The organism is Streptomyces sp. NPDC026659, from assembly GCF_040638245.1.
Taxonomy (GTDB): domain Bacteria; phylum Actinomycetota; class Actinomycetes; order Streptomycetales; family Streptomycetaceae; genus Streptomyces.
The window spans coordinates 177,674-195,917 of sequence record NZ_JBEZXY010000006.1 but is presented as its reverse complement, the minus strand read 5'-3'; the positions used below and the strand labels follow the sequence as shown (position 1 = coordinate 195,917).

Here is an 18,244-nt window from a genome sequence, read left to right as displayed (position 1 = left end):
TGGTGTCATGGTCACACCTGTCCTCTGCCCGCCCGCCGCACGGGCCGTCCGCGTCCGGCATCTCGGCCCCAACTGGTACGCCGCCGTCATGGGCACGGCCGCCATCGCCGGGACGGGTACCGCCCTGCCCGCGCACGCGCGGCCGCCGCACGCCCTGCTCGCCGCCGTCTGGGTCCTGTCCCTCCTGCTCCTGGCCGCACTCCTCACCGCCCGCGCCCTGCACTGGACCCACCACCGCGACCAGGCCCGCGCCCACCTGCTCGACCCGGCGACGGCGCCGTTCTACGGCTGTCTGTCGATGGCCCTGCTGGCGGTCGGCGGCGCCGCCCTCACGGCGGGGCGGGGCCTGCTCGGCACCGGGACGGCGGTCGTGCTGGACGCCGTGCTGTTCACGGCGGGTACGGCGGTGGGGCTCGCGGCGGCGGTCGCGGTGCCGTATCTGATGGTCGTACGGCACCGGATCGAACCCGGGCAGGCCACCCCGGTCTGGCTGCTGCCGCTGGTCGCCCCGATGGTGTCGGCCGCGCTGGGTCCGGCGCTCGTCCCTCATCTGCCGCCGGGGCAGCCGCGCGCGACCCTGCTGCTCGGCTGCTTCGCGCTGTTCGGGCTCAGCCTGCTGGCCACGCTGCTGATGCTGCCGCTGATCCTCGCGCGCCTCCTCGTCGCGGGCCCGCTGCCGCTCGCGCTCACCCCGGCCCTGTTCCTGGTCCTCGGCCCGCTGGGCCAGTCCACCACCGCGACCGGCGCCGTCGCGGACCTGGCGCCCGGGGTCGTACCGGAGCCGTACGCGCACGGGCTCGCGGTGTTCGCCGTGCTGTACGGGGTGCCGGTCATGGGGTTCACGCTGCTGTGGCTGGCGTTCGCCGCCGCGCAGGTGGTGCGGGCGCGGCGGCGCGGGATGGGGTTCTCGCTGACGTGGTGGGCGTTCACCTTCCCGGTGGGCACGTGTGTCACGGGCGCGGCCTCGCTCGCCCGGCACACCGGTCTGACGGCGTACGCGGTGCTCGCGGTCGCGCTGTACGTCCTGCTGCTGGCCGCCTGGGCCGCCGCCGCGTCCGGCACCGTGCGCGGTCTGCTCAGCGGGCGGCTGCCCGCAGCGCCTCCGCCAGCACCCGCGGAGCCTCGGCCAGTGAGGGTCCGTACCAGGTCAGGTGCCGTCCGCTGACCAGGGCGCAGGGCAGCCCGGGGAAGGACTCGGGGCCGTCGCCGGGGGTGAAGCGGTAGGGCTCGTCGGGGAGGACGACCAGGTCAGGGGCGGTCGCGCACAGCTCGGGCAGGGGGACGCGGGGGTAGCGCTCGGGGTGGCCGGCATAGGCGTTGCGGATGCCGAGGCGGGCCAGGACGTCGCCCGCGAAGGTGTCGCGGCCGAGGACCATCCAGGGGCGGCGCCAGATCGGTACGACGGCGGTGGCGGGCGTCTCCGGGGCGGGGAGCGCGGTCCAGGCGGCCTCGGCCTCGTCGAGCCAGCGGGGGCGGGTCCGGGCGCCGCAGGCGGTGAGCACCCGGTCCAGCTCGGGGAAGGACTGCGGAAGGGTGCGCACCTCGGTGACCAGCACGTTCAGGCCCGCCGCGCGCAGGGCGGCGAGGTCGGGGGCGCGGTTCTCCTCCTCGTTGGCGATCACCAGGTCGGGGGCGAGGGCGGTGATCCGCGCGATGTCGGGGTTCTTGGTGCCGCCGATCCGGGTGACGTCGAGACCGGCCGGGTGGGTGCACCAGTCGGTGGCCCCGACGAGGGCTCCCGGCAGGGTGGTGGCCACCGCCTCCGTGAGGGACGGGACCAGGGAGACCACCCGCGCCGGGGAGACCTCCCGCACTAGCGGGACCGGTCCTTGACCGCCTCGATGTGCTCGGCGACGGCCACGACGACGACCCGGGTGTCCGGCACGGTGGCCCGCCAGCGGTGCCGGACACCACCGGTCAGGTACAGGGTGTCGCCCCGGCCGAGGCGGTAGGCGCGGCCCTCGGCCTCGATCTCCACCGCGCCGTCGGCGACGTACATCAGCTCGTCGTTGCGGTGCCGGAACTCGCGGCCCGCGTCGTGGTCGCCGGTGAACTCGGAGGCGTGCAGCTGATGGTGTCCGCGCACCAGCGGGCGCGTGCGCGGCTCGAAGTCGCCCTCCTCCACGTGCTCGGCGCGTACGACGTCGACGCTGCACGCGGGGTCGGCGGCGGCGAGGAGTTCCACGGCGGTGGTGCGCAGGGCGTCGGCCAGCTTCTCCAGGGAGGTGGGGCTCGGGCGGGCCCGGTCGTTCTCCACCTGGCTGAGGAAGGGCACCGACAGGCCGCTGCGCTCCGACACGACCGCGAGGGTGAGTTCGAGCGCGCGGCGACGCCGCCGGACGGCCGCGCCGACCCGCACGGGCTGTTGTTCTTTGTGGTCGCCCATCGCTGCGGCTCCCTCCTTCAGGCGTCGCGCGGCTGCCCGGGTACCCATTCGGGGGCGCCCGTGTCCGGAAACGTTGTCCGCAAGGTTGTCTGCACCCTACGCATGTTCGGCAAACCGTTCTGCGCGTCTGTCGCATCGATGTCATACCGGTCACGGCCAACACCACGGTTCACGCCACCGGCTCCGGCCCCGCGCCCCTGTGGCCCGTGACCGTCGGTCGGCTGCCCGGCGTCCGGCCGATCCTTCCCTCAGGGCCCGCCGGGCACCCCTGGTGTACGTTTCAATGCCTTCGCCGCCCGAGGTGTTCCCAGGTGTACACGCCGTCCGCCCGGCACCTGGGGACGGTGCCGGGCGGACGGGTGGCGTGCGGCGCCCGGGGCGTCGGCTCGCGCTGTGTGGTTGGCCGGATTCTTTCCGTGCGCGCCCTACCGGGTCGTCACTGCGGGGTCATGCGCTCCGCGACCTCCGGGTGTTCCTTCACCCAGGCGGCGACGGCCTGCTCGGCCTTGCCCTGGCCCGCCTTGGTGATCCGCGCCTCCAGGCTGCCCAGCTCGTCCTCGCTCATCCTGAAACTCTTGATCCACTCGGTGAGCTGCGGGTACTGCTCCGGGAACTTCCGGCTGGAGATGGTGCGGATGGTGTTGCCCACGCCGAACGCCTTCTTCGGGTCGGCCAGCTTGGTCAGGGCGTACTCGCTGTACGCCCAGTGCGGCGACCACAGCACCACGGCCACGGGCTCCTTCTTGGCGTAGGCCCGCTTCAGCTCGGCCAGCATCGCCGGGGTGGAGCCGTCGACGACCTTGTACTCCTTGTCCAGGCCGTAGCCGGGCAGGACCTTGGTCTTGAGCAGGTTCATCTCACCGGTGCCGGGCTCGATGCCGATGATCTTCCCGTGGAACCGGGAGGACTTGCCCTTGAGGTCGGCCAGGGACTTCACGTCCTTGACGTAGGAGGGCACGGCCACTTCGAGGGAGGTCGGCCGGTACCAGGTGCCGAGATCCTTGAGCCGGTCCTTGCTCTTGTCCCAGAAGTTCTTCTGGGCGTACGGCAGCCAGGCGTCGAAGTTGACGTCGAGGTCGCCGGAGGCGAGGCCGGTGTAGACCGGGCCGACGTCCATCTGCTTCAGGTTCAGCTTGTAGCCGCGCCGCTCCAGGACGTTCTTCCACAGGTAGGTGACGGCGATGTCCTCGTCCCAGGGGAACCAGGCGACGTCGACGGCGCGCTTGGCCTCGGCGGGCACGGCGCCGCCGGCGTTCTTCACCGGGGCGAGCTTGTCGACGACGCCGGGGTTCTTCTTGAGCCAGGCGCGGACGGCGTCCTGCTGCCTGCCCTTGCCGGCCTTGTTGATCTCGGCTTCCAGGCTGGTGAGCTGCTTCTCGCTCATCCTGAAGTTCTTCAGCCACTGGCCGACGACGGGGTTGTCGGCGGCGAAGCCCTTGCGGCTGAGGGTGTGCACGCCGTCGCCCTTGCCCCAGGCGCCCTCGGGGTCCTTGAGCTTGGTCAGGGCGTAGTCGTTGTACGCCCAGTGCGGCGACCAGAGCGTGACGACGATCGGCTGCTTCTTCGCGTACGCCCGCTTCAGCTCGGCGAGCATCGCCGGGGTGGAGCTGTCGACGACCTTGTACTCCTTGTCGAGGCCGTAGGCGGGGAGCACCTTGGACTTGAGCAGAGCCATCTCACCGGCGCTGGACTCGATGCCGGTGATCTTCCCGCCGAACTCCGACGCCCGGCCCTTGAGGTCGGCCAGGGAGTCGACGCCCTTCAGGTAGGAGGGCACCGCGAGCTCCAGGGAGGTCTGCCCGTACCAGGAGCCGAGGTCGTCGAGGTGCTTGCCGTACTTCTTCCAGTACTGCTCATGGGTGGTGGGCAGCCAGGAGTCGGTCTCGAAGTCGATGTCGCCCTGGGCGAGCGAGGTGTAGAGCGGGCCCGCGTCGAACTGCTTGGCCTCGACCTCGTAGCCGCGCCGCTCCAGGATCTCCTTCCAGAGGAAGGTGGAGGCGACGCCCTCGTCCCAGGGGATGTAGCCGATGCTGATCTTCTTGCCCTGGCCGACGTTCTGACTGTCGGCGGTGGTGGTGGACCCGTGGCCGCCGCCGAAGATTCCCATGCCGCCCGCGACCAGCGCGAGCACGACGATGCCGACCACGGCGACGGCGGGGCGCGGCCGGTAGGAGCCGATGCGTACGCCGCGTACCGCGCGCAGCTTGGCGGCGGCGCGGCGGCCGACCGGGGAGACCTGGGTGCCGAGGGCGCTGGTCATCCGGTCGAGGTAGATGGCGAGGATGACGATGGCGATGCCCGCCTCGGAGCCGAGGCCGACGTCGAGCTGGCCGATGGCCTCGTTGACGTCGCCGCCGAGACCGCCGGTGCCGACCATGCCGGCGATCGCGGCCATGGAGAGGCCGAGCATGATGACCTGGTTGACGCCGGCCATCACGGTCGGGAGGGCCAGCGGCAGCTGCACCCGCAGCAGGGTGTCGCGGGGCGTGGTGCCGAACGCGTCGGCCGCCTCGACCAGTTCCTTGTCGACCTGCCGGATGCCCAGCTCGGTCATGCGCACGCCGGGAGCGAGCGCGAAGATCAGGGTGGCGACGATTCCGGCCGGGGCTCCGGTGCCGAAGAACAGGATGGCCGGGATGAGGTAGATCATCGCGGGCAGCGTCTGCATGAAGTCGAGGACGGGCCGGACCAGGCCGCTGACGCGGTCGGAGCGGGCCGCCCACACGCCGACGGGCACCGAGACGACCAGGGCGATGATCGTGGCGACGAGGACCAGCGACAGGGTGACCATCGCGTCGTCCCACAGCCCGAGGGAGTCGACGAAGGCGAACCCCGCGAAGGTGAGGACACCGGCGACGGTGCCGCGCAGCCAGAAGGCGACGATCGCGAGGATGCCCGCGAGGATCAGCGGCGGGGGCGCCTGGAGGACGGTGTCGATGCCGTCGTAGGTGCCCTGGAAGACCGTCTTGAAGAAGTCGAACAGCCACGCCATGTGGCCGGTGAGCCAGTCGACGACGTCGTTGACCCAGGCGCCGAGCGGAATCCTAGGCATGGGCGGTCACCTTCTTCCCGCCCTGGTCGCGCCGGTTGTCGCAGGGTTCCGGGCCGCCCTCCTCCTCGCCGACGAAGCCGACGAGCCGCTGTCGGGGCACGACTCCGACGAGTTCGCCCTGGTCGTCGACGACGGCCACGGGGTGCGAGAGCCGGGCGCTGATCGCGCACAGGTCGGTGAACGGCGTCCGGGGCGTGGCGGTCTCGCAGCCGCAGTCGGCCTCGTCGCCGCGCACGTCGGTGTCCATGACGGCCCCGGCGGTCAGGACCCGGGCCCGGTCGACGTCCTGGGTGAAGGAGGCGACGTAGTCGTCGGCGGGACGCAGCAGGATGTCCTCGGCGGTGCCGGTCTGGACGACGCGGCCGTCGCGCATGACGGCGATGCGGTCGCCCAGGCGCATGGCCTCGTTGAGGTCGTGGGTGATGAAGACGATGGTCTTGCGCAGCGTCTTCTGCAGTTCCAGGAGCTGGTCCTGCATGTCACGGCGGATCAGCGGGTCGAGCGCGCTGAAGGACTCGTCCATGAGCAGCAGGTCGGCGTCGGTGGCGAGGGCGCGGGCGAGGCCGACGCGCTGCTGCATGCCGCCGGAGAGTTCGTCGGGCCAGGAGTCCTCCCACCCGGCCAGGCCGCACAGTGCGAGGGCCTCGTCGGCGCGGCGCTCGCGCTCGGCGCGGGGCACGCCCTGGACCTCCAGGCCGTAGGCGGCGTTGGCGCGGACGCTGCGGTGCGGGAAGAGCGCGAAGTGCTGGAAGACCATGCTGATCTTGTGGGCGCGCACCTCGCGCAGCTGGGGCGCCTTGAGCGCGGTGAGGTCCTGGCCGTCGAAGGAGACCTGGCCCGAGGTCGGTTCGAGGAGGCCGTTGAGCATCCGCAACAGGGTGGACTTGCCGGAGCCGGACAGGCCCATGACCACGAAGATCTCCCCCGGCTCGACGGAGAAGGAGGCGTCGATGACGGCGGCGGTGACGCCCTCCGCCCTCAACTTCTCACGGTCGGCGCCCTGTTCGAGCCTTTGCACTGCCTGGTCCGGTTCCGGTCCGAACACCTTGTACAGGTGCTCGGCGGCAAGTCTGGCGGACATGCGTACCTCTCGTCTCGACGGCAGGGGGAGCAGACGAGCGGCCGTTCTGTTGTTTACATGAGCAACTACTCCACTCCGTGGCGGCGCCTGCCCGGACGCTCACACGACAAACGCAAGAGTGATCCAGGTCACACCTCATGACTCCCGTTGTCGGTGCCGTACGGCATGATGCGAGCGTGACCGGACGACTCATGCTCCTCGACACCGCCTCGCTGTACTTCCGCGCCTACTTCGGCGTGCCGGACTCCGTGCGGGCACCCGACGGCACGCCGGTGAACGCCGTGCGCGGACTGCTCGACTTCATCGACCGGCTGGTGAAGGACCACCACCCCGACCGGCTCGTCGCCTGCATGGACGCCGACTGGCGCCCGGCGTGGCGAGTCGAGCTGATCCCCTCCTACAAGGCGCACCGCGTCGCCGAGGAGCAGCCGGCCGGCCCGGACACCGAGGAGGTGCCGGACACCCTGACGCCCCAAGTGCCGGTCATCGAGCAGGTGTTGGACGCACTCGGCATCGCCCGCGTCGGCGTCCCCGGCTACGAGGCCGACGACGTGATCGGCACCTTCACCGCGCGCGCCGACGGCCCGGTCGACATCGTCACCGGCGACCGCGACCTCTACCAGCTGGTGGACGACGCGCGCGACATCCGCGTGCTGTACCCGATCAAGGGCGTGGGCACGCTCCAGCTCACCGACGAGGCGGTGCTGCGCGAGAAGTACGGCGTCGACGGCCGCGGTTACGCGGACCTGGCGCTGCTGCGCGGCGACCCGAGCGACGGCCTGCCCGGCGTGCCCGGAGTCGGCGAGAAGACGGCCGCCAAGCTGCTCGCGGAGTACGGCGACCTGGCCGGGATCGTCGCGGCGGCCGAGGACCCCGCCTCGCGGATCACCCCGGCCCAGCGCAGGCGGCTGACCGAGGCGCGCGGCTATCTGGACGTGGCGCCGAAGGTGGTGCGGGTGGCCGGTGACGTCCCGCTGCCCGCCGTGGACACCGCGCTGCCGCGTACGCCGCGCGACCCGGTGGCCCTGGAGGCGCTGGCGACGCGCTGGGGCCTGGGAGGTTCTCTGCAGCGGCTGCTGGGCACGCTCGGCGAGTGACTCCGGCGAGAGGGCGCCACTGAAGCACAGGCCGAACCGTCGGCGCTTCGGCGGCCCGACCGGAGGGAATGTTCCGGACATGGCCGTTCACTCCTCCGCCGGGAGCGTGCCCCTGGCATCGGGATGCTAGCTTAGGTAAACCTAACCAAGGCAGCAGGAGGCCGTCATGGCAGAGCGTCCGGGGCGAAAGCCGCGCAAGCTCCATACCGCCCAGGTGGTGCGCACCGAGCGGCTGAGCCCGCACGTACAGCGCGTCGTGGTCGGCGGCGACGGCCTCGCCGAGTTCTCGGCCGACACCTGCACCGACCACTACGTGAAGCTGCTCTTCGCACCCGAGCCCGGGATCGTCTACCCCGAGCCCTTCGACCTGGACCGGATCCGCGCCGAACTTCCGCGCGAGCGCTGGCCGGTGACGCGCACGTACACCGTGCGGGACTGGGACGCCGAACAGCGCCTGCTCACCCTGGACTTCGTCATCCACGGCGACCAGGGCCTGGCCGGCCCGTGGGCCATCCGCGTACGGCCCGGCGACACTCTGCGCTTCATGGGACCCGGCGGCGCCTACGCCCCCGACTCCACGGCCGACTGGCATCTCCTCGCCGGGGACGAGAGCGCGCTGCCCGCGATCGCCCGCGCGCTGGAGGCGCTGCCGCCGGGCTCGCGTGCGCACACCTTCGTGGAGGTGTCCGGGCCCGAGGAGGAGCAGAAGATCGACTCCGACGTGGAGGTCGTCTGGCTGCACCGCGGCGACCGCCCGGTGGGCGAGGCCCTGGTGGAGGCCGTCCAGGCACTGGAGTTCCCCGAGGGCCGCCCGCATGTGTTCGTGCACGGCGAGGCGTCCTTCGTGAAGGAGCTGCGCCGGATGCTGCGCGTCGAGCGGCAGCTCCCCCGCGAGGACCTGTCGATCTCCGGCTACTGGCGCCTGGGCCACAACGAGGACGGCTGGCAAGCCTCCAAGCCGGAGTGGAACGCCCGGATCGAGGCGGAGCAGGAGGGCGACGGCGCCGCCGCCTGAGCCTTCCTCCGCCCCGCCCGCCCGAGCCCTTCCCCGCCCGCCACCGAGGGCGGGTCAGCGCTCGTTCACACGCGCGTGCAGATGCGTCTCGTTCACACGCGCGTGCAGATGCATGTCGTGCCAGCCGTCCTGGTGCAGGACGTAGCTGCGCCGGGTCCCCTCCAGGTCGTACCCGGACTTCGTGGCGACCCGGCAGGACGCCTCGTTGGCCGTGGAGTGCGTGAGTTCCAGGCGGTGGAAGCCGATCTCGTCGAACGCCCAGCGGGTGAGCGCCTCCGTGGCCGTCACGGCGACGCCCCGGCCGCGCGAGCGGGCCACCGTCCAGTAGGCGACCTCGGCGCAGCCGTCCTCCAGGTGGATCTCGCGCAGCGCGACCCGGCCCACCACCTCGTCCGTGCCCGCGTCGGCCACGGCCCACGTGGCCCGGTTCTCCTCCGCCCAGTCCTGCCGCCAGGTCTCGATCCAGTCCTTCGCCTCGTCCTCGGACTCGGTGAACCTGCCGTGCCACTGGCGCTGCACCGGGTCCTGGAAGGCCGCGTGCACACCGGGGGCGTCCGCCGTGCGCCAGGGGCGCAGGAGCAGGCCGTCACCGGCCGGGATCACGGGCTGCGCGAGGCGCGCGAGGGCTCCGGCGGACAGCACCGGGGGTACGAGAATCGGCATGCGGGCATCCTGCCAACGCCCTGCCCCCGTACGCACCGCATTTCCGGCCCCGCCCGCCCCCGTACCCTTGGACCCGATGAGACGCCGCCGTACCCCGCCCCCGCCCGCCCCGCTCCCCCAGCGCGGGGGAATCGACCCGGTGCGGCTGCGGCTGCCGGCCGACGGGGCCTGGGCCACCGTGCGGGAGCACCTGGTGGAGCGGCTGACGGGCGCCGGGCCGGGGACGATCGCCGCGATGTTCGAGGCCGGGCTGATCGTGGGGGCCGACGGACGCCCGGTGGCGCCGGACGCGCCGTACGAGCCGGGGATGTACGTGTGGTTCCACCGCGAGCATCCACCCGAGGTGCCCGTGCCGTTCGCGGTGGAGGTGGTGTACCGGGACGAGCACATCGTGATCGCCGACAAGCCGCACTTCCTCGCCACCACCCCGCGCGGCAGCCATGTCACCGAGACCGTCCTCGCCCGGCTCCGCCGCGACCTCGGGCTGCCCCTGCTGAGCGCGGCGCACCGCCTGGACCGGCTCACCGCCGGACTGGTGCTGTTCACGGTGCGGCCCGAGGAACGCGGCGCCTACCAGACGCTGTTCCGCGACCGTCTGGTGCGCAAGGAGTACGAGGCGGTGGCGCCGTACGATCCGCTGCTCGACCTGCCCCGGACGGTACGCAGCCGGATCGTGAAGGAGCGCGGCACGCTGGCCGCGTTCGAGGTGCCGGGCGAGCCGAACGCCGAGACGCTGGTGGAGTGCGCCGAGCACCGCGAGCGGGACGGTCTCGCCCGGTACCGGCTGGTGCCGCGCACCGGGCAGACCCATCAGCTGCGGGTGCATCTGAACGCCCTCGGCGTCCCCATCCTCGGCGACCCGCTCTATCCGGAGGTGGCCGCCCCCGAACCGCCCGGTGTCTTCCGGCGCCCTCTGCAACTGCTGGCGCGCGAGCTGGAGTTCACCGACCCGGTGACGGGGGCGCGACACGCGTTCACCAGCGGCCGCACGCTCCGGGCGTGGTCCTCCCCGGCCGCGTGGGCCGGGGAGGACTGACCGGGACCGGGTCCGCCCACCCCCGGAGCGGGGGCGTCACTCCCCGACCCACCAGCGCATCAGCCGCCGCCAGACACTCTCCCGGCCGGTCTCCCTGCCGGTTTCCCTGCCGACGCCGACCGCTCCGACCGGCTCGGGCATCCGCACGGACTCCCGTACGCGCACCGGCTCGGCCATGGGCTCGGGCCGTACCGTCTCCTGCCGCGGCTCCGGCACCGGCGCGGCCGCCCGCGCCGGGCCCGCGATCTGCCACTGTTCGCGCGGGCGCGGGATCGGGGACTGGCTGGGCGGCAGGCTGACGTCCTGCTGGATCTTGGGCTCGAACCGCACCGGCAGGGAGACGAGGTGCCGGGAGGCGATGGACGAGCGCCAACTCAGCTCCTCCTCCGGGCAGTCGAGGCGGATGTCGGGGAGCCGGGTCAGCAGAGCGTCCACGCCCACGTCGGCGATGGCACGCCCGATGTCCTGTCCCGGGCACTCGTGCGGGCCGCCGCCGAAGGCGAGATGGGAGCGGTTGCCCTTCATCTGGGCCCGGGGATCGGACCGTACCCGGGGGTCGACGTTGCCGGGGGCGGGCGCGAACAGCAGCCCGTCGCCCCGGCGGATGCGCTGGCCGCCCAGCTCGGTGTCCTGCTTGGCGTAGTAGCCGAGGACGGTGCTGAACGGCGGCTCGTCCCACAGGGATTGCTCGATGGCCTCCGGCACCGTCATCTGGCCGCCGTTGAGCCGGGCGCGGAAGCCGGGCTCGGTGAGCACCATGCGCAGGGCGTTGGCGAGCAGGTTGGCGGTGGCCTCGTAGGCGGCGAAGAGGACGAGCCGCAGATGTTCGCGGACCTCGTCGTCGCTCAGGCCCGCCTCGTGGGTGACGAGGTGGCTGGTGAAGTCGTTCTCGGGGCGGGCGCGGCGGCGCAGGGCGAGTCTGCCGAGCGCCTCCATGACGTAGGCGTGGCTCTGGATGGCGGTCTCGGTGCCCTTGAGCGCGTCGCGGGCGGCCTGCACCATCCGGTCGTTGTACTCCTCGGGCATCCCGAGGATCGCGCACAGCGTGGCCATCGGCAGATGCTCGGCGAACTGCGGGACGAGGTCGGCGTGGCCGCGTTCGCAGAAGGCGTTGACCAGGCCCTGGGTGTAGCGGCCGATGGTCCGGCGCATCTCGCGGTGGTCGATGGTGGCCATCGCGGAGGTGACCGCGTCGCGCAGCCGCTGGTGCTCGTCGCCCTCGGCGTGCGAGCAGATGGGCTGCCAGGCGATGTGCGGCATCAGCGGGTGATCGGGCTTGACCTGGCCGTCGAGCAGCGGGGTCCAGATGCGGCTGTCGCGGGTGTACTGCGAGGGGCTGCGCACCATCTGGAGGTTCTCGGCGTGGCCGAGGACGACCCACATCGGCACGTCCTCGTGGAGCAGGGCGGGGGCCACGGGGCCGTACTGCTCGCGCAGGCACTCGTAGAGGTCGTCCAGGTCCTCGGCGCCGGGGCCGTGGAGCCGGTGCAGGGCGCCGGGGCCGAGTTGGTGGGCGGGGCAGCCGGGCGGCGGCCCGGCGGTGGGGTCGTGGGTGCCCGTCGGGGGGTGGGATTCAGGCGTCACAGTGTCGCTCCGGGACGGATGGGATGCGGGTCGGCGGTACGCGGACCGGCGGGTGCGCGGGTCAGGCGAGGGCTCCGGAGAGCGCGAGCGAGTGCAGGAACCGCATGAGGGTCAGCAACACGTCCTTGCTGGAGGCCCGCCGTCGTACGTCGCACTCGACGATCGGGATGTCCTCGGCCAGGTCGAGCGCGGTGCGCAGTTCCTCGACGGGGTGGTGCGGGGCGTCCGGGAAGGAGTTGACGGCGACGATGAAGGGCACGCCGCGCTCCTCCAGGCGGCCCATGACGTCGAAGCTGACCTCCAGGCGCCGGGTGTCCACCAGGACGACCGCGCCGAGGGCGCCCTCGAAGAGGCGGTTCCACAGGAACCAGAAGCGCTCCTGGCCGGGGGTGCCGAAGAGGTAGAGCACCAGTTGGTCGGTGATGCCGATCCGGCCGAAGTCCATGGCCACGGTGGTGGCCGTCTTGGTGTCGGAGCCGTAGTTGTCGTCCACGCCGATGCCGGCCTGGGTCATGGTCTCCTCGGTGGTCAGCGGCCGGATGTCGCTGACGGAGCCGACCATGGTGGTCTTGCCGACGCCGAAGCCGCCCACGATCACGATCTTCACGGCGGCCTGCGCCGTGTGCGGGAGCCGGTCCTCGGTGCGGGGGCCGGGGATCGGGGCGCTCCGGGAGTCAGAGCCGTTGAAGTCCATGCATCACCGCTTCGAGGATGGATCGGTCGGGCCTCGCCTGCCGCACGATCGGGGCGCGCACCTGCACCAGTTCGGCCGTGATCAGTTCGGTGATCAGTACGGTCATCGCGCTGAACGGCAGTTTCAGATAGGCCGACAGTTCGGCCACGGACAAGGGGTTGCCGCAGAGCCGGAGCACGGCCGCCTGCTCGGGGGTGCCGGAGCGCGGCGGGGCGGAACGCGCCACGACCAGGGTGACCAGGTCGAGGTGCATCCGACCGCCGTCGCTGAGCCCGGTGAGGGCGTACAGCCGTTCCGGGTTGCCGGGGTTCTCCTCGCCCTCCGCCGGTGCGGCGGCGGGCGTGGGGGCGGGGACGGGAGGCGGCGAGGGCGGTTCCTTGGGCGCCCGCCGGGTGCGTCGCGGTCGAGTCATACGGTCTGCCCGTTCCGCCGGGGCGGACTGGTGAGGTGGGCGCCGATCCGGACGACGAGGTCGCGCATCATGCCGCTCATCCGGCCCGGTTCGCACACCACGTCGGCGAGCACCGCGAGATAGGCGTTGTCGCCCGCGGCCATGAGGTAGAAGTAGCCGCCGTCGATCTCGATGACGACGAGCTTCATCTCGCCGCTGCTGCCCGGCAGTTCCTGGGCGACGGCACCGGCGAGGCTCTGAACTCCCGCGCAGGCGGCGGCCATCCGGTCGGCGGCGTCGGGGTCGCCGCCGTAGCGGGCGATGCGCAGTCCGTCCGCCGAGAGGACCACGATCATCTCGATGCCCGGCACACCGTCGTGCAGCTGCTTGAGCATCCAGTCGAAGTTCGCGCGCTGCTGGATCACTTGAGGTCCCCCTCGTCGCCGGCTTCCGTGTCGGCCGAGTCGTTGATCAGGTGCAGATAGGCGGTCGGGTTCCGCGTGAAGTCGGTCGGGTGCACGCCCGGGTTGTCCTTCTTCAGCCCCTCCCAGAAGGCGTCGACCCACAGCCCGGGCTCCCGGTCGAGCAGCTTCTGCCGCTCGGGGTCGATCTCGGGTTCCGGTTCGGGTTCCTGCCGCTGGGACCAGATGGTGGGCCTGCCCTCGGCCTCGGCGCGCTCGATGGCCTCCTGCTCGGCGTACCGCTGGGCGAGCGGGGTCTTCACCCGGCTGCGGCGCTGCGGCAGCCCGCCCGCGGTCCACTCGGTGACCTCGGGGACGTCGTCCTCCAGGGAGACACCGGCCGGGATACGGGGGCTGGTGGGGCGGCGCTTCTTGGGCGGCCGCTTGGGGCCCTCCAGGGCGCCGAGTTCGGGCATGGGTACGGCGGTGGCGCCGATGCCATGGGCGACGCCCACACCGGGTTCGGTGGTGGTCATGTTGCGCGGCACCATGAGGATGGCGCGGACACCGCCGTACGCCGAGGCGCGCAGCGAGACGTCCATGTCGAACGAGGTGCACAGCCGGCCGACGACCGCGAGACCGAGCCGGGGGTTCTCACCGAGGGAGTCGGCGTCGTCCGCCTGCTTGGCGTCGTCGATCATCTTCTCGATGCGGGCCCGCGACTCCTCGCTGAGACTGACGCCCGCGTCCTCGATCTCGATGACGACACCGCTCTGCACCTCCACGGCGGTGACGTGCACCTTGGCGGTGGGCGGCGAGTAGCGCGTGGCGTTGTCGAGGAGTTCGGCGGCCGCGTGGATGATCGGCTCGACCGAGGTGCCCTTGATGTTGATGTTGACGATCGAGCTCAGGTTGATGCGCGGGAACTCCAGGATGCGGGACATCGCACCGCGCAGCACGCTGTACAGCGACACGGGCTTGGGCCACTGACGTCCGGGGCGGCCACCGCCGATGACGGAGATGGTGTCGGCGAGTCGGCCGATCAGCGCCGTGCCGTGGTCGATGCGCAGCAGGTCGTCGAAGACCTCGGGGCTGCGTCCGTGGTCCTCCTCCATCTCCCGCAGTTCCTTGGCCTGTTGGTGCACGATGGCCTGGACGCGGCGGGCGATGGTGACGAACGCGCGCTCGGAGGCGTCACGCATCGAGATCTCACGGTCCACCGCGCGCAGCGCCGCGTAGAGCAGGTCGCGCTGCGAGCGCGGCATGTTCCGCAGTTCGGGGTCGTTGTCGACGACCTTGGGCAGGACTTCCCGGAGCAGGTCGCCGCCGCGCAGCCGGTACACCGCCGTGGGCAGCACATCGGTGGTCAGCCGGTCGAGCTGGGCGTCATGGGCGGCGACGCGCTGCTCCAAATAAGCGGTGTGCCGGGCGTGTTCGGCCCGCACCGCCCGCAACTCCCGCCCCCGCCGCACGGCTTCACCGGCCGTGACGAGCACCAGCAGCGTGGCCACCGCCCCGCAGCAGGCGACGGCGATCCGGGCGGCGGCCGGCACCAGGGCGACGGCGGCGGCGGTCACGGCGATCATCAGCAGGCCGGGGGGCAACAACACGCGTGCGTAAGGACGTTCACGGACACCGGGAGGTTTCTGAACACTCACCATGGATGCCTTCTGGGGCGAATCGTATGTTTGGGTACAGGCACCCGAATCCATCTCAACCGGGTGCGTCGCGGGCGAGCTTAGTCCGACCGGATCATCGCGGTGTCATATTCGGCAAGCACCTGAAATCGCCGCGCTACCAGGAGTAACCTCAACCCCATTTGCACGCAGGGAAGTTATTCGAACACAGTAAGTAGCGAGGCATGGGCATACGAAAGGCCAACCGCCACATTTCAACCCAGAGAAGGACAGTTGGCCTTTGTCTTTTAGGGGCGCGGGGAACTGCGCGACAAGCCACGCACAACCCGCAGCCGCCAGACGACAGTTACCCGACGGACGAGTAGGCCACCACACCCCGCAGCAACTGATCAACAGCCTTGCGAGCGTTCTTGGCCACCGTCGATCCCTCCGAAGGAGGAGCCGCTGCCGAGATCTGACCCAGAACGTCAATCACCTGCTTCGTCCACCGCACGAAGTCCCCCGCCGGCATCTCCGCCTCACGCAGCACCTCGTCCAGCCCCTTCCCCGAGGCCCACTGATGGGCGACCCACGCGAACCCGAGGTCCGGCTCCCGCTGTCCCACACCCTCGGTCTGGCTGATCCGGAAGTCCTCTTCGAGCGCGTCGAGGCGCCCCCAGATCCGCACCATCTCGCCGAGCGCGGTCTTCGCCTTGCCCGCGGGCAGCTTGGGCGCCATCGCGTCGTCGGACATCCGCGCCTCGTACACCAACGCCGAGACGCACGCGGCGAGTTCGGCCGGGCTGAGCCCCTCCCAGACGCCCTCGCGCAGACATTCGCTGGCGAGCAGGTCGAGTTCGCCGTAGAGCCGGGCGAGTCGGCGCCCGTGCTCGGTGACCTCGTCGCCGCGCAGATAGTCCAGCTCGGTCAGCAGCGCCACGATCCGGTCGAAGGTCCGCGCGATGGTGTTGGTGCGGCCCTCGATGCGCCGCTCCAGCTGCGAGGTGTCGCGCTGCAGCCGGTGGTAGCGCTCGGCCCAGCGGGCGTGGTCCTCGCGGTCGTCGCAACCGTGGCAGGGGTGCGCGCGGATCTCGGTGCGCAGTCGGGCGATCTCCCGGTCGTCGGCGGCCTGCGCGCGCTTCTTGCGGGCCCGCTCCGGCGGGATGTGCCCGGCCTTGGCGCGCAGCGCGGAGGCGAGGTCCCGACGGGACTGCGGGGAGCGGGCGTTGAAGGTCTTCGGGATGCGCATCCGGTCCATCGCCTCCACCGGGACCGGGAAGTCGATGGACGCCAGCCGCTTGACCTGCCGTTCGGCGGTGAGCACCAGCGGACGGGGCCCGTCGTGGTGGTCGAAGCCGCGATGGCCGCCGGTCCGTCCGGCGGGCAGGCCGGGGTCGAGGACCAGGGCGAGGCCCGCGTACTTGCCGGAAGGCACGTGGATGATGTCGCCCGGCTTGAGCTTCTCCAGCGCGACGGTGGCCTCGGCGCGCCGCTGGTTGGCGCCCTGCCGGGCCAGCTCGGTCTCCCGGTCCTTCAGCTCGCGGCGCAGGCGCGCGTACTCGTCGAAGTCGCCGAGGTGGCAGGTCATGGACTCCTTGTAGCCCTCCAGACCCTCCTCGTTGCGCTGCACCTGCCGGGAGATCCCGACGACCGACTTGTCGGCCTGGAACTGCGCGAACGACGTCTCCAGGAGCTCGCGCGAGCGGTGCCGCCCGAACTGCTCGACCAGGTTGACCGCCATGTTGTACGACGGCTTGAAGCTGGAGCGCAGCGGATAGGTGCGGGTGCCCGCGAGCCCGGCCAGGTGCTCGGGGCTCATCCCCCGCTGCCACAGCACCACGGCGTGGCCCTCGACGTCGATCCCGCGCCGTCCCGCACGGCCGGTGAGCTGGGTGTACTCGCCGGGGGTGATGTCGGCGTGCTGTTCGCCGTTCCACTTGACGAGCTTCTCCAGCACGACCGAGCGGGCGGGCATGTTGATGCCGAGCGCCAGGGTCTCGGTGGCGAAGACGGCCTTGACCAGGCCGCGCACGAACAGCTCCTCCACGACCTCCTTGAAGGTCGGCAGCATGCCCGCGTGGTGGGCGGCGATGCCCCGCTCCAGGCCCTCCAGCCACTCGTAGTAGCCGAGGACGTGCAGGTCCTCCTGCGGGATGTTCGCGGTGCGCTCCTCGACCAGGGCGCGGACCTGTTCCCGCTCCTCCTCGTCGTTGAGCCTGAGTCCTGCGTACAGGCACTGCTGGACGGCGGCCTCGCAGGCCGCGCGGCTGAAGATGAAGGTGATGGCGGGCAGCAGACCCTCGGCGTCGAGACGCTCGATGACCTCGGGCCGGCTCGGCGTCCACACCCGCGAGCGCTGCCTGCGCTCGCGCTCCCGGTCCGCCTCGCGCATGGCCCGGCCGCGCCTGCGGTCCTGGTACGAGGGGCGGGTGGCCTCCATGCGGGCGAGCCGGGCGAGGTCGGGGTTGACGGCCTTCTTGTGGCCCTCGCCCTCCTCGAACAGGTCGTACATCCGCCGCCCGGCGAGCACGTGCTGGAACAGCGGCACGGGCCGGTGCTCGGAGACGATCACCTCGGTGTCGCCGCGCACGGTGTCCAGCCAGTCGCCGAACTCCTCGGCGTTGGACACGGTGGCCGACAGCGAGACCAGCGTGACCGACTCGGGCAGGTGGATGATCACCTCTTCCCAGACGGCGCCCCGGAAGCGGTCGGAGAGGTAGTGCACCTCGTCCATGACCACGTAGCCGAGGCCGAGCAGGGTCTGGGAGCCCGCGTACAGCATGTTCCGCAGGACCTCGGTCGTCATGACGACGATCGGGGCGTCGGAGTTGACGCTGTTGTCACCGGTGAGGAGGCCGACCTTGTCCGCGCCGTAGCGGCGGCACAGGTCGGCGTACTTCTGGTTCGACAGCGCCTTGATGGGTGTCGTGTAGAAGCACTTCTTGCCCTGTTCCAGGGCGAGGTGGACGGCGAACTCGCCCACGATCGTCTTGCCGGAGCCGGTGGGGGCGGCCACCAGCACGCCCTTGCCGCCCTCCAGCGCGGAACAGGCTTCCACCTGGAAGTCGTCGAGACCGAAGTCGTACATCTCGCGGAAGCCCGCGAGCGCGGTGGCCTGCTCGGCTGCCCTTACTCGGGACGCCGCGTACCGCTCGGCCGGTGAGAGGTCCTCTGTCATCGTGCTTTCGAGCGTACCGGGCCACACCGACAACAGGACGATCATTATCC

General features: G+C 71.6%; 15 protein-coding genes. 4 read left to right on the top strand and 11 right to left on the bottom strand.

What is annotated here, in order from left to right:
* Nucleotides 1-7 precede the first annotated feature (7 nt).
* The gene (locus AB0E91_RS17230) at nucleotides 8-1,165 is read left to right on the top strand and encodes a TDT family transporter (protein ID WP_361781831.1); all 1,158 of its coding nucleotides are present in this window, start codon (nucleotides 8-10) and stop codon (nucleotides 1,163-1,165) included.
* On the opposite strand, the gene AB0E91_RS17225 is transcribed toward AB0E91_RS17230, so the two are convergent.
* From AB0E91_RS17225 to AB0E91_RS17210, 4 genes are all read right to left on the bottom strand, one after another.
* On the bottom strand, nucleotides 1,077-1,814 hold the full coding sequence (locus AB0E91_RS17225; protein ID WP_361781828.1) for a helical backbone metal receptor: 738 nt from the start codon (nucleotides 1,812-1,814) through the stop codon (nucleotides 1,077-1,079). The genes AB0E91_RS17230 and AB0E91_RS17225 overlap by 89 nt on opposite strands.
* Nucleotides 1,814-2,386, bottom strand: a complete 573-nt coding sequence (locus tag AB0E91_RS17220) for an XRE family transcriptional regulator (RefSeq protein ID WP_361781825.1) — start codon at nucleotides 2,384-2,386, stop codon at nucleotides 1,814-1,816. The genes AB0E91_RS17225 and AB0E91_RS17220 overlap by 1 nt, the downstream gene beginning before the upstream one ends.
* Nucleotides 2,387-2,822: 436 nt before the next feature.
* Nucleotides 2,823-5,438, bottom strand: coding sequence for an ABC transporter permease/substrate binding protein (locus AB0E91_RS17215; protein ID WP_361781822.1), 2,616 nt, complete (start codon nucleotides 5,436-5,438; stop codon nucleotides 2,823-2,825).
* On the bottom strand, nucleotides 5,431-6,519 hold the full coding sequence (locus AB0E91_RS17210; RefSeq protein WP_361781819.1) for a glycine betaine/L-proline ABC transporter ATP-binding protein: 1,089 nt from the start codon (nucleotides 6,517-6,519) through the stop codon (nucleotides 5,431-5,433). The genes AB0E91_RS17215 and AB0E91_RS17210 overlap by 8 nt, the downstream gene beginning before the upstream one ends.
* A 176-nt stretch (nucleotides 6,520-6,695) precedes the next feature.
* Between AB0E91_RS17210 and AB0E91_RS17205 the strand changes: the two genes are divergently transcribed.
* Entirely contained in the window at nucleotides 6,696-7,616 is a 921-nt protein-coding gene (locus AB0E91_RS17205) for a 5'-3' exonuclease (protein WP_361781816.1), read from the top strand.
* Nucleotides 7,617-7,782: 166 nt separating this feature from the next.
* Nucleotides 7,783-8,631 (top strand): siderophore-interacting protein, encoded by an 849-nt coding sequence (locus AB0E91_RS17200; protein ID WP_361781813.1) that lies wholly within the window; start codon nucleotides 7,783-7,785, stop codon nucleotides 8,629-8,631.
* Nucleotides 8,632-8,685: 54 nt separating this feature from the next.
* On the opposite strand, the gene AB0E91_RS17195 is transcribed toward AB0E91_RS17200, so the two are convergent.
* Nucleotides 8,686-9,294 (bottom strand): GNAT family N-acetyltransferase, encoded by a 609-nt coding sequence (locus AB0E91_RS17195; protein ID WP_361781811.1) that lies wholly within the window; start codon nucleotides 9,292-9,294, stop codon nucleotides 8,686-8,688.
* A gap of 76 nt (nucleotides 9,295-9,370) precedes the next feature.
* Between AB0E91_RS17195 and AB0E91_RS17190 the strand changes: the two genes are divergently transcribed.
* Nucleotides 9,371-10,330 (top strand): RluA family pseudouridine synthase, encoded by a 960-nt coding sequence (locus AB0E91_RS17190; RefSeq protein ID WP_361781808.1) that lies wholly within the window; start codon nucleotides 9,371-9,373, stop codon nucleotides 10,328-10,330.
* Between the two features lie 36 nt (nucleotides 10,331-10,366).
* On the opposite strand, the gene AB0E91_RS17185 is transcribed toward AB0E91_RS17190, so the two are convergent.
* The 6 genes from AB0E91_RS17185 to AB0E91_RS17160 form a co-directional block, all read right to left on the bottom strand.
* Nucleotides 10,367-11,914, bottom strand: a complete 1,548-nt coding sequence (locus AB0E91_RS17185) for a cytochrome P450 (RefSeq protein ID WP_361781805.1) — start codon at nucleotides 11,912-11,914, stop codon at nucleotides 10,367-10,369.
* A gap of 61 nt (nucleotides 11,915-11,975) precedes the next feature.
* A complete protein-coding gene (locus AB0E91_RS17180; protein WP_361781802.1) occupies nucleotides 11,976-12,608 on the bottom strand; it encodes an ATP/GTP-binding protein in 633 nt (210 codons plus the stop codon).
* Entirely contained in the window at nucleotides 12,589-13,020 is a 432-nt protein-coding gene (locus AB0E91_RS17175) for a DUF742 domain-containing protein (RefSeq protein ID WP_361781799.1), read from the bottom strand. Before AB0E91_RS17175 ends, AB0E91_RS17180 begins: the two co-directional genes overlap by 20 nt.
* Complete coding sequence (locus AB0E91_RS17170; RefSeq protein WP_018549147.1) at nucleotides 13,017-13,424, bottom strand: roadblock/LC7 domain-containing protein; 408 nt, start codon at nucleotides 13,422-13,424, stop codon at nucleotides 13,017-13,019. Before AB0E91_RS17170 ends, AB0E91_RS17175 begins: the two co-directional genes overlap by 4 nt.
* Complete coding sequence (locus tag AB0E91_RS17165) at nucleotides 13,421-15,061, bottom strand: ATP-binding protein (RefSeq protein ID WP_361781796.1); 1,641 nt, start codon at nucleotides 15,059-15,061, stop codon at nucleotides 13,421-13,423. Before AB0E91_RS17165 ends, AB0E91_RS17170 begins: the two co-directional genes overlap by 4 nt.
* A 322-nt stretch (nucleotides 15,062-15,383) precedes the next feature.
* Entirely contained in the window at nucleotides 15,384-18,239 is a 2,856-nt protein-coding gene (locus AB0E91_RS17160; RefSeq protein ID WP_361781793.1) for a DEAD/DEAH box helicase, read from the bottom strand.
* Nucleotides 18,240-18,244: the final 5 nt, after the last annotated feature.